Raw genomic sequence first — 13,373 nt, 5'->3', positions numbered from 1 at the left:
CAACGCAGGACGGCCGCCGGGCGCTGTATACAGAAGTTGTTATCGCGTGATTTCCCACGCGTCTTGACGACTGACCCTGATCAAAAAAGCGCACGCTCGGCAGATACCAATCAGCGGCTGTCATATCGGTCTGTATTTTTTCTGTCATAATCCCGCCCCCTTCAGACCGGGTCAGAAAACCTTCATGATCGATTTATTCAGCGGGCTAGATGCTTGGGTGCTTGTGAGCCTGTTGCTCGCCCTGGCCTTCGTCCTCACCTTCGAGTTCATCAACGGCTTTCATGACACCGCCAACGCGGTGGCGACAGTCATTTACACCAAGGCAATGCCCCCGCACCTGGCGGTGTTTTTTTCGGGCGTGTTCAACTTCCTTGGCGTGCTGCTGGGCGGCGTTGGCGTCGCTTATGCCATCGTCCACCTGTTGCCGGTCGAGTTGCTGATCAACGTCAACACCGGCCACGGCCTGGCCATGGTGTTCTCCCTGCTGGCGGCGGCCATTGCCTGGAACCTGGGCACCTGGTATTTCGGCATTCCGGCTTCCAGCTCCCATACGCTGATCGGCTCCATCCTCGGTGTCGGTCTGGCCAATGCCCTGATCAACGACATTCCGCTGTCCGAAGGCGTGAACTGGCAGAAAGCGATCGATATCGGTGCGTCCCTGGTGTTCTCGCCACTGGCCGGTTTCATCGTTGCCGGCCTGGTGCTGCTCGCCCTTAAAGCCTGGCGCCCGCTGTCAAAGATGCATAAGACTCCGGATCAGCGCCGCAAGCTGGATGACAAGAAACACCCGCCATTCTGGAATCGCCTGGTACTGGTGATCTCGGCCATGGCCGTCAGCTTCGTGCACGGCTCCAACGACGGCCAGAAAGGTATCGGCCTGATCATGCTGGTACTGATCGGCATCGTTCCGGCGCAGTTCGTCCTCGACCTTGGCAGCACGACCTATCAGATCGAGCGCACCCGTGACGCGGCTCAGCATATGAGTCAGTTCTACCAGCGCAACTCCGATACCCTGGGTGAATTCCTGGCGCTGGGCAAAGCCCCTGCCGGTGACCTGCCAGGGAGATTCAGCTGCAACCCGGAGCAGACCGAAGCGACCATCGCGGCCCTGCTGACGACCCTCAACGGTGTGACCGATTACCACTCGCTGACCGCTGAGCATCGCATCGAAGCCCGTCGCTACCTACTGTGCCTGGATGACACCGCACGCAAGGTCGGCAAGCTGCCCGCCCTGGCGGCACGGGAAAAATCCGACCTGGACAAACTGCGCAAGGACCTCACTGCGCCTACCGAATACGCGCCCTTCTGGGTGATCCTGGCCGTAGCCCTGGCCCTGGGCGTCGGCACCATGGTCGGCTGGAAACGCGTCGTCCTGACCATCGGCGAGAAGATCGGCAAGCAAGGCATGACCTATGCCCAGGGCATGTCGGCGCAGATCACCACAGCAAGCGCCATCGGCTTGGCCAACGTGTTCAGCCTGCCGGTGTCGACGACCCATATCCTGTCGTCCGGCGTCGCCGGGACCATGGTGGCGAACAAAAGCGGCCTGCAGGGCGGCACCATCCGCAACATCCTCATGGCCTGGGTCCTGACCCTGCCCGTGACCATCGGCCTGGCCGCCGGCCTGTTCTGGCTGGCTTCCAAAGTCCTGGCCTGATCAGTTACCGCAAGGCGATGCCCACGGGCATCGCCTTGTTGCTTCAGCGCCGCCGCTTGCTGCCCAGCAACGAACCCATCAAGCCCCTGACCAATTCGCGGCCAATCTGACTGACGGCCTGACGCATAGCCGATTTCAGCGCCTGTCCAGCCACCCCGCCCAGAAACTCCCCAGCCATATCGCCCAGTCCCTTCTCCTCGGGCGCCGCTATCTCAGGCTTGGTCACCGAAGCTTTGCGAGCCAGCAGCTCATAAGCCGACTCGCGATCAAAGGCCTGATCGTAGCTTCCGGCCAGGGCCGACTGACGCATCAGCGTCGCTCGCTCTTGCTCGCTCAACGGGCCGATACGCGACTGCGGCGGCGCAATCAGCACCCGCTGGACCATGGCGGGCGTGCCCTTCTCTTCCAGAGTGCCGACCAACGCCTCGCCGGTGCCCAATTGAGTCAATGCGGCCAAGGCATCGATGGCCGGATTGGGCCGAAAACCGTCGGCTACGGCGCGCAGGGACTTCTGTTCCTTGGCGGTAAATGCCCGCAAGCCATGCTGAATGCGCAGGCCCAATTGTGCGAGCACGTTGTCCGGCAAATCGCCGGGAGACTGGGTAACAAAAAACACCCCGACGCCCTTCGAGCGAATCAACCGCACCACCTGTTCCAATCGTTCGCGCAAAGCCACCGGGGTCCCGGTAAACAGTAAATGAGCCTCGTCAAAAAACAGCGCGAGCAACGGCTTGTCGGCGTCGCCGCGCTCCGGCAATTGCTCGAACAACTCCGCCAACAGCCATAACAGGAACGTGGCATAAACCTTGGGCGACTCATGCACCAGGCGACTGGCTTGCAACAGATGAATACGCCCCCGGCCACTGCTGTCCGGATGCAGCAGGTCTTCGAGTTGCAACGCTGGCTCGCCGAACAAGGCTTCGGCGCCCTGCTGCTCAAGTACTGCCAGGCGCCTTAGTAACGCATGGCTCGAACCGGTGGTCATCAGCGCGCTGTCTTCCCCCAACAGTTGCGGATTGTCCTTGAGGTGATTGAGCAGCGCCTTGAGGTCCTTTATATCCAGCAGCAACAGGCCCTCGCGATCTGCGACCTTGAAGGCGGCGTACAGGGTCGATTGCTGGCTGTCGGTCAGCTCCAGCAGATTGCCCAGTAGCAACGGCCCCATTTCCGACAAAGTGGTACGCAACGGATGACCTGACTGACCGTGCACATCCCACAAGATCACCGGATAAGCCCGGGACTCATAATCCAGCCACGGCATGCCGGCAATTCGCTCGGCCACCTTGCCCTGAGACGCACTCGGCGCGCCCAGGCCGCACAGGTCACCTTTAATATCAGCGGCGAACACCGCGACACCGGCATCACTGAAGGCTTCCGCCAGGCGTTGCAGGGTGACGGTCTTGCCGGTACCGGTCGCCCCCGCGATCAGGCCATGACGGTTACACAGGCGCAGGGCCTGACTCACCGCCAGCCCGTCAGGACCGGCACCAAGGACAATAGAAAGAGACTCAGACATGACATCACCCATATTGAGCCGTGGAAGATTGGTCAAGTATTGACCAGCTTTGCCAAGGCCACACGCGCCCCTGCTGCTCGTCCCCTGTGGCGAACCATCTATTCTCAATGGTGGTCAACCCTTGAACGCTGCCTTGCAGCAGGCCGCCCAGGAGGATCAATTCCCGTGCACATCGCCGACATGACCATGTTCTACGCCCCGGCCAGCGGCGGCGTGCGTACTTATCTGGATGCCAAGCATCGCTGCCTGGAGCGCTACCCGGATGTGCGTCACAGCCTGGTGATTCCTGGCGCCCGTTTGAGCCAGCACGGTGGCATCTATCAGGTGCCGACCGCAGCCGTGCCCTTCGCCAACGGCTATCGTTTTCCGATGCGCATGCATCAGTGGCGCAAGGCAATTGAGGCCCTGCAACCCGACCTGATCGAAGTAGGCGACCCGTACCTGACTGCTTGGGCCGCCCTCGATGCCCGGCGACAACTGGACGTGCCGGTCATCGGTTTCTATCACTCGGACTTGCCCATGCTGGTCAGCAATCGCGTCGGCCATTGGCTGGGCAGCAACGCCGAAACCTATATCAGCAAGCTCTACGGCCATTTCGACCGAGTGCTCACGCCCAGCAGCCTGATGGCGGAAAAGCTGATCGAAATGGGCATCAACAACGTCCATGTGCAGCCTCTGGGCGTCGATCTTGAGACCTTCAACCCGGACAAATACGACCCGACCCTCAGGCGCGGCCTCGGCCTGGACGAAGACACGCGCCTGCTGGTGTTCGCCGGACGTGGCGCCAAAGAGAAGAACCTGCCGGTGCTGCTGGAATGCATGAAGCTATTGGGGCCCAATTACCACCTGCTGCTGATCGGCTCCCATATGCCGGGACAGGTGCCGGATAACGTCTCGGTACTGGAACGCTTTCGTCCGGTCGAAGACGTCGCCCGCCTGCTGGCCAGCGCAGATGCGTTGTTGCACGCCGGCGATCAGGAAACCTTCGGCCTGATCGTGCTCGAAGCCATGGCCAGCGGCATTCCGGTGGTTGCAGTGGCGGCCGGGGCCTTCAATGAAATCGTGCCGCCGGCCTGCGGTATGCTCTGCGAGCCGAACCAGCCTGATGCCATGGCCAGTGCCGTGCGCGAGCTGTTCGCCAACGGTGCGAAAAACAAAGGTGAAGTAGCCCGCGCCTATGTCGAAAATCACTTCGCCTGGGACAAGGTGGTCGAAGGCCTGATGGGCCACTATCAGGATGTCCTTGGCAGCAGCCTGCCGGAATGGGTCCGTGTCTGACGACCGTAGCGTCCTGTTGGTACTGCATGACGTCAGCCCGGCGAGCTGGGCTGTTTATCGCGACTTCGTCCATGAGGTCGATGCACTTGGCAGCATTCCGATCACCTGGCTAGTGGTGCCGAACTTTCACAAGCGCCACGCCCTGGAACAGGATCCCGGGTTCTGTCAAATGCTTGAACAGCGCCTGAACCGGGGCGACGAGCTGGTACTGCACGGCTATTACCATTGTGACGACCAACCCTCCCCACGCACGCCGCGCGACTACTTCATGCGTCGCGTCTACACCTGGGAAGGCGAGTTCTACCAACTGACAGCAGCGCAGGCCCGAACGCGACTGGAAGCAGGGATCGAGCTTTTTCAACGGTTTGGCTGGCCGCTGCATGGCTTCGTCGCACCGGCCTGGTTGATGAGCACGGGTTGCCGCGAAGCCCTATGCCACCTGCCATTGGATTACACCAGTGACGCCCGGCACTTTTACCGGTTGGCGGACTTCCAGGCGCTGCCAGCACCCGGCATCGTCTGGAGTGCAGGCACGGCCTGGCGCCGGGGCCTGTCAAAAGTTGTCGGGGACTTTCGCGAAATGCGGATGAAACAGGCCGCAACCCTGCGTCTGGGTCTTCACCCAGTGGATATGCGTCATGATTTTTCCCGCCGCTACTGGCTGCAATTGCTGCAACGGTTGCTGGAAGAGGGTCGTCAGCCCACGACCAAGTTTGGCTGGTTGCAGGCTCAAGGCTTTTGCTTGCCCGACGCTTCATCGCTGGCACCTGCCACAGGCTGCAAGCTCTCCCACAGTTCGGCAGCACCTTCGAATTCAGTGCCGTTTTCCGGCGTCAGGGCATCGGGGTCATAACGGCTCAGACAGCCCTCGCCGAGGGTGGCCGGGGCGCTGGAGGTGGCTTTGTCGAGTGGATTGGACATGGGAACTTCTCTGTGCAAACGGACGCGCACTTTTGTGGGACCGGCTTTAGCCGGGAAGGCGGTGTGACAGACTATGAAAATGTATCGGTTCTGCCTATGCCTTCCCGGCTAAAGCCGGTCCCACATCAGATTGCTGATCTGCGCCCTATCAGTCAAAAACCACCGTCTTGTTGTCGTGCACCAACACACGGTCTTCCAGATGTGCACGCAGGCCGCGCGCCAGGACCATCTTCTCTACGTCGCGACCGAAGCGCACCATGTTTTCGATGCTGTCGCGATGGCTGACGCGCACGACGTCCTGCTCGATGATAGGACCCGCATCCAGCTCTTCGGTCACATAGTGGCAAGTAGCGCCGATCAGTTTGACACCGCGCAACGACGCCTGATGGTACGGTTTGGCCCCGACGAACGAGGGCAGGAAGCTGTGGTGGATGTTGATGACCTGATGAGCATAGTCACGGCACAGCTGCGGCGGCAGGATTTGCATATAGCGCGCCAGAACCACGACATCGGCCTGGTGGTGCCCGACCAGACGCGAGACTTCGGCAAATGCCGGCTCTTTGTCTTGAGGGTCGACCGGAACATGGTAATAAGGAATGTCGTGCCACTCCACCATACTGCGTAAGTCTTGGTGGTTGGAGATCACGCAGGCAATCTCGCAGTCCAGTTCATCGCTGTGCCAGCGGTGCAGCAGGTCGGCCAGGCAATGGGACTCACGGCTGGCCATCAGCACCACACGCTTTTTCTGCGCGGAGTCGGTAATGCGCCAATCCATGGCGAACTCTTCAGCAATCGGCGCAAACGCCTCGCGAAAGCCTTCTAGTTCAAATGGCAATGTATCGGCACGAATCTCATGGCGCATAAAAAACCAGCCGCTGAGATTGTCCGAATGGTGGCTCGCTTCGGTAATCCAGCCGTTATGGGACGCCAGAAAATTACTGACTTTGGCAACGATGCCAACACGGTCCGGGCAAGCAATCACCAGACGAAAAGTGCGCATGAGGGAAACTCCAGAACTTCGCAAAGGCGGCCATTCTAGCGAGTGCGCGGCAAAACTGCACAGTACTCCTTCGGTTCTGACGATGTGAGGATCTGGCATACCAGCCACGGGTGAACAAGCAGGCCTGACCCAAGGCCGCTGCCGGGCATTTAAGTACCTCGGAACGGGACTATCTTTCGTACGTAAAGGTCTGACGTCTAGTTCCTCAGCGCTGTAGGACCGCTCTATATTTCTAAATAATTCAAATAAAACTTTTATTTAATGTTTACTTGGACAAAGAGCATGACTATTATTGCCCCACAGATCCCTGCCCACATCACAACATAAGGTCTTCCTCATGTCTCTGATCAACGAATACCGCGCCACAGAAGAAGCTATCAAAGAACTGCAAGCCCGTTTGAAGAACCTGTCGGAAGACGACAAACTGCAAAAAGAGCTGGAATTCGAAGGCAAACTGCGCACCCTGATGGCTGAGTATCAGAAGTCCCTGCGTGACATCATCGCCCTGCTCGATCCTGACGCTAAAGTTAATAAAGCCCCTCGCGGCATCGTCAAGACTACCGGCACCAAGCGTGCACGCAAAGTCAAGCAATACAAAAATCCGCACAACGGTGAAGTCATCGAAACCAAAGGTGGCAACCACAAGACTCTGAAAGAGTGGAAAGCCAAGTGGGGCGGTGACGAGGTTGAAAGCTGGGCAACTCTGCTGGGTTAAGCCCGGACAAGATCGCCGATCTTTCGCCACCCCCGAAAACGCCAGCCTGCTGGCGTTTTTTATTGCCCACAAAATATCGGATGGGGGTCAGAGCCCCAGCCGCTGACGCAATAACTGCACATGCTGCTGCCATTCGCCCAACACCTGGAGTTGCGCAGGAGTCGCCGCAGGAGACAACTCGGCCAACGCCTGGGCAAAACCTTGCAAAGTATTAGGCGCGCCCTTCCCGGCGTCTGTCAGGCGCTCCTGACAGAAAACCCGCCAGCGCTGCACCTCTTGCGCGGTCAAGGTGTCAGAAAAGTTACGAGCCCGGTAACGAAACAATAATTCAGGTAGCCGTGCATCATCGAAAGGCCACGCGCCCCTCGCCAATTGTTCTGGCTCGGCAATGCGCACTTGTTCACATAAACGACGATCCCGATCACCAATAAAGCCGTCATACAACTGTTGTTCAGGATCCTCATTGCCCGCGAACTCCTCGGGGCCATAAACGACCTGGAGTTTTTCCTGCCATAGTTCCCGGGTCTCGACCAAGCGTTGTGCCCGCTGCTGATAGCCCGCGATATCCAGTTGCAGGCGCTGAATATCTTCGCTGCGCAGGACACCCATCGGCGCCACCACCGGACAGCGATTTATATGCAGCAATTTTAGCGGCACCGGCAGTTCGCCTTCTGCCAGATCCTCCCGTCGCGTATATAACCGTTGTCTTAGTATTTGCGCCTGCTCTTGCAACAGCGGCGCATGATCCAGATGCAAGTCGCAGACGATCAGCGCATTACGGTTTTTCGGATGCCACGCCAGCGGCAACACGACGCCCAGGTAGTTACGCGCCGTAGAGAAACGTCCGGAAATATGCACCAACGGCTGCAACAGGTGAATGTGCTCCTGAACCTTCTGTTTACTGCGAAGATGAAATAAAAAGTCATAAAGCCTGGGTTGTTTTTCACGAATCAGGCGCGCAAGTGCAATGGTTGCGCGAACATCGGATAAAGCGTCATGCGCCTGACCATGGTCAATACCGTTGACTGCGGTCAAACGCTCCAGTTTCAGGGTGACCCGCCCATCCTCCTTGGGCCAGACAATCCCTTCAGGCCTCAGCGCATAAGCCGTGCGCACTACATCAATCAAATCCCAACGACTGTTACCGCCCTGCCATTCACGCCCATAGGGATCGAAAAAGTTGCGATACAAGCTGTAGCGCGTCACCTCATCATCAAAGCGCAGCGTGTTGTAACCGGCGCCACAAGTACCCGGCTCGGCAAGTTCAGCGTGCACCCGGGTCATGAACTCGGCCTCGCCCAACCCCTGTTCGGCCAAGCGCGAGGGCGTGATGCCGGTAATCATGCAGGCTGCCGGATGGGGCAGGATGTCATCACTGGGCTGGCAATAAAGATTCACCGGTGCGGCGATCTCGTTGAGTTGGTCATCGGTGCGAATACCGGCAACCTGCAAGGCCCGGTCATTGCGCGGGTTGATGCCGGTGGTTTCGTAGTCGTACCAGAAAATGCTGGAAGTCACGGGCTGATCCTGAACAGAAGAACGCCGAAGTGTAGGGCCGAGTTCAGGAAAATGGCGAATTGGATAACGTGCTGATACATATATCAGACGTTTCCTAACGGTCATGGCGGCGCAATGACATAAAAATTAATAGTCATTTTCATGACTCACCACTAGGATCAGTCTTTCCCCAAGGAATCCCCATTCCCGACAATGTCATCCCCGCACGCTTTGCCAAGGACTGCGCCATCGCCTGCGCCGCTGGATACCCGCATCCGTATCGAGACTCCGGAAGGTATCGATCTGATCTTGCGACCTGCAGGCCTGGTTCCGCGAGCCATGGCATTCGCCATTGACCTGGGCATTCGCGGCGTCACCCTGCTGATCCTCGCCGTACTGCTGCACCCCCTGGAAAAGTTCGGTGCGGGCCTCACCGCCCTGGCCATGTTCCTCGTGACCTGGTGGTATGCCGTGTTGTTCGAGATGCTCAATCAGGGCCGCACACCCGGCAAGCAGATCATGGGCCTGCGGGTGATCCACGATGATGGCACCCCCATCGGCTGGACCGCTTCACTGATCCGCAACCTGCTGCGCTTTGTCGACATGCTGCCGGTGGGTTATTGCGTGGGCGCCGTTGCCTGCCTGCAACAATCCATGTTCAAGCGCCTGGGCGATCTCGCCGCCGGCACGCTGGTGGTCTACCGCGACATCCCGGTCAAACGCCCGAGTCTGCCCGAGGCCAGCGCACAGATCGCACCCTTTGCTCTGAGCCTGGACGAACAGCGCGCCGTGCTCGGTTTCTCCGAACGCCAGGGCGAACTAAGCAAGGAGCGCACTGAAGAACTCGCCAGTATCCTGGCCAAGCCTTTGCGCGTTCATCCCACCCAGGCGGTCACCCGGCTCAACGGCATCGCCCGCGGACTGTTGGGCCCACCATGAAGCAGAGCGTATTTGAAAGTCGCCATCAACAAGACTGGCTGCGCTTCGCCACGCAACTGGATGCCCTCGAGCGCGGCAAAACCAAGGGCAAATCCCATGATGCCTTCAGCGCGGACTACCGGCGCCTCTGCCAACAACTGGCTTTGGCGCAGGAACGCGGCTACAGCAGCCATATCATCGACCCGCTGCAACAACTGGCCATGCGTGGTCACCAGCAGTTGTATCGTCATCGCAGCCAGGTGGGCGGCAAACTGCTGAGTTTTGTCCTCGCCGACTTCCCGCGCCGGGTGCGCACTGAATGGCGTTTCGTACTGGCCGCCAGCCTGCTGTTCTTCGCCAGCCTGATCGTCATGGCCGCGCTGGTCTACGGCTTTCCCGATCTGGTCTACAGCGTCGTCAGCCCCGAACAGGTGGCCGAGATGGAAAGCATGTACGACCCGTCGGCAGCCAGAATCGGCCAAGCCATCGAACGCGAATCCAGCGACGACTGGCAGATGTTCGGCTACTACATCATGCACAACATCGGCATCGGTTTTCAGACGTACGCCTCGGGGCTGCTGTTCGGCCTGGGCAGCCTGTTCTTCCTGCTGTTCAACGGCCTGATGATTGGCGCGGTTGCCGGGCATCTGACCGGCATCGGCTTCGGCCAGACCTTCTGGTCATTTGTCGTCGGCCACGGCGCCTTTGAACTGACCGCCATAGCCCTGGCCGGTGCCGCCGGCCTGAAACTCGGCGCCGCCCTGCTCGCCCCCGGCCCGCGGCCGCGCGGCGAGGCCTTGCGTCTGGCGGCCAAAGACAGCGTGGAGCTGATCGGCGGCGTCATTCTGTTGCTGTTGATCGCTGCCTTTATAGAAGCCTACTGGTCCTCCATGGCCTGGCCCTCGCCCACGCTGAAATACAGTGTCGGCGGCGGCCTCTGGCTGTTGGTGCTGAGTTACCTGACCCTTGCCGGACGCACCCGCCATGCGCCTGACTGACGCCAGCGTGGCCATTCGCCCGCGCAACCCGTGGGAGTCCATCGACTTGGGCGTCCTGCTGGCTCGGGAGCATCGCGGCCTGCTCATGGGCAGTTGGGCTCTGGTGACGCTGCCGATCTTTTGCCTGCTCAGCGCCGTGTTCTGGGAGTACCCGTCCATTGCCCTGTTTGTGTTCTGGTGGCTCAAGCCGCTGTATGACCGCCTGCCGCTCTTGATTCTTTCGCAGGCGCTGTTCGGCAATACACCGAGCCTCAAGGAAGCGCTGAAAGCTTGGCCACGCACGCTCAAATCGCAATGGCTGGCCAGCCTGACCTGGCGCCGCCTGGGTGCCAGTCGTAGCTTCCTGCTGCCGGTCCAGCAGCTTGAACACTTGAATGGCGCACCTCGCGCCCAACGCATCGGCGTGTTGAGCCGCAAGGACATGCGTGCCGCGCGCTGCCTGACGTCGGTCGGCGCGAGCCTGGAAACCGTCCTCTGGATCGGCATGATCACGCTGTTCTACGCCATGATCCCGGAGCAGATCGAAATCGACTGGAGCTGGCAGAAACTGCTCCTCGCCGAAGGCCAGTGGAACTGGCTGGAACACCTGACCAACGCCTTCTACGCCCTGGTGCTGGTGTTCTGGGAACCCATCTATGTCGCCTGCGGCTTCACCCTCTACCTCAATCGACGCACGCAGCTGGAAGCCTGGGATATCGAACTGGTGCTGCGCCGCCTGCGCCAGCGCCTGATCGGCAGCGCCTATGTTCTGCTGATCGGCGCGGGCGTGGCGTTAATGACGATCTCGTCAACCAGTTGGGCTGACGAACCGCCCGAGCAGAGTTGCCCGATCCCCGAACAGAGTCCGGTCAAGGCCGGCCAGCAGGAAGCCGGGCCGATGAGCCCGCGCCTGACCCACCAGCCCGTGACCAGCCAGGACTCGGCCAAACAGATCGGCAGTGTGCTGGATCAGCCACCGTTCAAGAACATGAAGAGCGAAACCCGCTGGCGCTGGAAGAGCCCGGACGAGGCCAAACCGGCCAGCGAACATGCCCGTCAGGCCGCGCCATCACCCTGGCTGATGCGCCTGCTCAACGCCGCCAGAACCCTGGCCAGCACCTTCGAAGTATTGCTCTGGGGGACGCTGCTGGCCGTGGTCTGCCTGCTGGCCTGGCGCTATCGCAGCTGGGTCGGCACCTTTGTCAGTCGTCGAAGCGAAAAAGAGAAACTGCCACTGCGCGACATGCCCGAGCAACTGTTCGGCCTGCAGATCAGCAGCGCCAGCCTGCCGGACGACGTCGCCGGTCACGCGCAACAGCTCTGGGCCAGCCACCCCCGCGAGGCCCTCGGCTTGCTCTACCGAGCGCTGCTCAATCGCCTGCTGATTGACTATCAGTTGCCCCTTAAGGAAGCCGATACCGAAGGCCAGGTTCTGCTCAGGGTTGCCAGCCTGGCTGAACCTTCACTCACTATTTTCAGCCGCAACCTGATGCGCCACTGGCAAAACCTCGCCTACGGTCACCAACTGCCGCCGCAGCAGGCTTGCCAGGAGCTGTGTGACGGCTGGCGCAACCTGGGCAAGCCGGGAGCACCGTCATGACCCGGCGCACCGCGATCCTGCTCGGTCTGTTGATCCTGGCGCTGCTGCTTCTGGCCGCCCAGCGCAGCTACGACCACATCGAGCGCTATACCGTCAGCATCGACCAGGGGCCGTCGCCGGAGGCCCGCAGCAATCCGTATCTGGCGGCTCAGGAGTACCTGCGTCAACGCTCGATCCCGGTCAATGTCATTACCAATATCAACCACCTGCCCGACCCCAACCCGCAGTTGCCCGCCAAGACCCTGATCCTGCTCGACAGCCGGGAAAACATGACACCTGGTCAGGCCGACGAGGTGTTGCAATGGGTACTGGACGGCGGTCACCTGATCTTTGTCGCAGAACAGCTCTGGGACGAGAAGAAAGGCCGTAGTGGCGATCTATTGCTGGATCGCCTGCATCTGCGCCAATACCTGAGCAAAGACCTGCAAAAGCAGGATCTGCAAGAGAGCAACCAACGCGTCAGGCCGATGATTCCCATGCGCGCCGCGCCGATTTCCGACACGCCGAATCTGCCCTGGCCGGAACTGACCCGCTTATATATCGAAAACGAAAGCGCTCCGGCCTATATCGGCTTCGACACCGCCTTCCACCTCGATGACCCGCAGGACGTCGCCCAGGCCTGGGCCAACAGCGCCGATTCCACCCATATGCTGCAACTCACCCGGGGCCAAGGCATTATTACCGTGGTCACCGACGCCGACCTGTGGAAAACCCGCGCCATCGGCAAATACGACAATGCCTGGCTGCTGTGGTATCTGGCCCAGGACAGCGAAGTGACCCTGGTCCTGCGCACCGATCATGACAACCTGTTTGGCCTGCTGCTGCATAACTTTCCCCTGGCCCTGACCGTCCTGGCCTTGCTGATTGTGCTCAGCCTCTGGCATTTCGGGCTGCGCCACGGCCCCTTGCAGGCCCCGGCTTCCCGCGCCCGCCGTCAATTGACCGAACACCTGCGCGCCAGTGCCGATTTCCTCCTGCGCCACAGCGGTCAACAAACCCTGCTGCGCGGCCTGCAACAAGACATTCTGCGCCGCGCCCGCCAACGCCATCCCGGCTTCGAACAACTCGGTGTGGCCGATCAATGGCAAGTGCTGGCCCGGCTCACGCGCCAGTCCACCAGTGCCGTCGGCCAGGCCATGCGCCCGCGTCCGGCCAAACGCCTTTCCAGTGCCGACTTCACCCGTCAGGTTGCCCACCTGCAAGCCCTCAGGAATGCCTTATGAGCGATCACCCGACCGAGCCTTCGAGCCAACAACCCGTCGAGTTCAACATCGATATACCGACCGAGCCCGTC

General features: G+C 60.2%; 11 protein-coding genes and 1 pseudogene. 8 read left to right on the top strand and 4 right to left on the bottom strand.

All coding sequences use genetic code 11. The annotated features are described in order from the left end of the window. Positions 1–184 precede the first annotated feature (184 nt). Complete coding sequence (locus AC1Z24_RS05520; protein WP_483744846.1) at positions 185–1,657, top strand: inorganic phosphate transporter; 1,473 nt, start codon at positions 185–187, stop codon at positions 1,655–1,657. 43 nt (positions 1,658–1,700) lie between these two features. On the opposite strand, the gene AC1Z24_RS05515 is transcribed toward AC1Z24_RS05520, so the two are convergent. Next, a complete protein-coding gene (locus AC1Z24_RS05515) occupies positions 1,701–3,173 on the bottom strand; it encodes a helicase HerA-like domain-containing protein (RefSeq protein ID WP_483744845.1) in 1,473 nt (490 codons plus the stop codon). Between the two features lie 180 nt (positions 3,174–3,353). On the opposite strand from AC1Z24_RS05515, the gene gpgS reads away from it, so the two are divergent. Both gpgS and gpgD read left to right on the top strand, forming a co-directional pair. Beyond that, positions 3,354–4,451, top strand: coding sequence for an N-acetylglucosaminyl phosphatidylglycerol synthase (gene gpgS / locus AC1Z24_RS05510; RefSeq protein ID WP_483746534.1), 1,098 nt, complete (start codon positions 3,354–3,356; stop codon positions 4,449–4,451). Continuing rightward, positions 4,411–5,184: pseudogene (gene gpgD, locus AC1Z24_RS05505) on the top strand (N-acetylglucosaminyl phosphatidylglycerol deacetylase); the annotation flags it as partial. The gene gpgS and the pseudogene gpgD, both read left to right, overlap by 41 nt. On the opposite strand, the gene AC1Z24_RS05500 reads toward gpgD, so the two are convergent. Both AC1Z24_RS05500 and purU read right to left on the bottom strand, forming a co-directional pair. Then, positions 5,181–5,372 carry a hypothetical protein gene (locus AC1Z24_RS05500; protein ID WP_483744844.1) on the bottom strand — a complete coding sequence of 64 codons (192 nt, stop codon included), beginning with the start codon at positions 5,370–5,372 and terminating at the stop codon, positions 5,181–5,183. The pseudogene gpgD and the gene AC1Z24_RS05500 overlap by 4 nt on opposite strands. A gap of 148 nt (positions 5,373–5,520) precedes the next feature. Continuing rightward, positions 5,521–6,372: a formyltetrahydrofolate deformylase gene (purU, locus tag AC1Z24_RS05495; RefSeq protein WP_259098487.1), complete on the bottom strand. Its 852-nt coding sequence runs from the start codon at positions 6,370–6,372 to the stop codon at positions 5,521–5,523. A 337-nt stretch (positions 6,373–6,709) separates the two neighbouring features. Between purU and mvaT the strand changes: the two genes are divergently transcribed. Then, complete coding sequence (gene mvaT, locus AC1Z24_RS05490; protein ID WP_259098485.1) at positions 6,710–7,087, top strand: histone-like nucleoid-structuring protein MvaT; 378 nt, start codon at positions 6,710–6,712, stop codon at positions 7,085–7,087. A gap of 87 nt (positions 7,088–7,174) precedes the next feature. On the opposite strand, the gene sbcB is transcribed toward mvaT, so the two are convergent. Next, the gene (gene sbcB, locus AC1Z24_RS05485; RefSeq protein WP_483744843.1) at positions 7,175–8,605 is read right to left on the bottom strand and encodes an exodeoxyribonuclease I; all 1,431 of its coding nucleotides are present in this window, start codon (positions 8,603–8,605) and stop codon (positions 7,175–7,177) included. Positions 8,606–8,797: 192 nt separating this feature from the next. Here sbcB and AC1Z24_RS05480 point away from each other — a divergent pair, with 192 nt between their 5' ends. Genes AC1Z24_RS05480 through AC1Z24_RS05465 form a run of 4 tightly spaced genes read left to right on the top strand, consistent with a single transcriptional unit; the run spans position 8,798 to position 13,302 of the window. Beyond that, the gene (locus tag AC1Z24_RS05480; protein ID WP_483744842.1) at positions 8,798–9,523 is read left to right on the top strand and encodes an RDD family protein; all 726 of its coding nucleotides are present in this window, start codon (positions 8,798–8,800) and stop codon (positions 9,521–9,523) included. Beyond that, positions 9,520–10,500: a stage II sporulation protein M gene (locus AC1Z24_RS05475; RefSeq protein ID WP_483744841.1), complete on the top strand. Its 981-nt coding sequence runs from the start codon at positions 9,520–9,522 to the stop codon at positions 10,498–10,500. The genes AC1Z24_RS05480 and AC1Z24_RS05475 overlap by 4 nt, the downstream gene beginning before the upstream one ends. Further along, complete coding sequence (locus tag AC1Z24_RS05470; RefSeq protein WP_483744840.1) at positions 10,487–12,079, top strand: DUF4129 domain-containing protein; 1,593 nt, start codon at positions 10,487–10,489, stop codon at positions 12,077–12,079. Before AC1Z24_RS05475 ends, AC1Z24_RS05470 begins: the two co-directional genes overlap by 14 nt. Then, the gene (locus tag AC1Z24_RS05465; RefSeq protein ID WP_259098479.1) at positions 12,076–13,302 is read left to right on the top strand and encodes a DUF4350 domain-containing protein; all 1,227 of its coding nucleotides are present in this window, start codon (positions 12,076–12,078) and stop codon (positions 13,300–13,302) included. The genes AC1Z24_RS05470 and AC1Z24_RS05465 overlap by 4 nt, the downstream gene beginning before the upstream one ends. The last annotated feature ends 71 nt before the right edge of the window (positions 13,303–13,373 follow it).

Source organism: Pseudomonas sp. JL23 (assembly GCF_056933585.1).
This window is presented reverse-complemented; position numbering and strand designations above follow the sequence as displayed.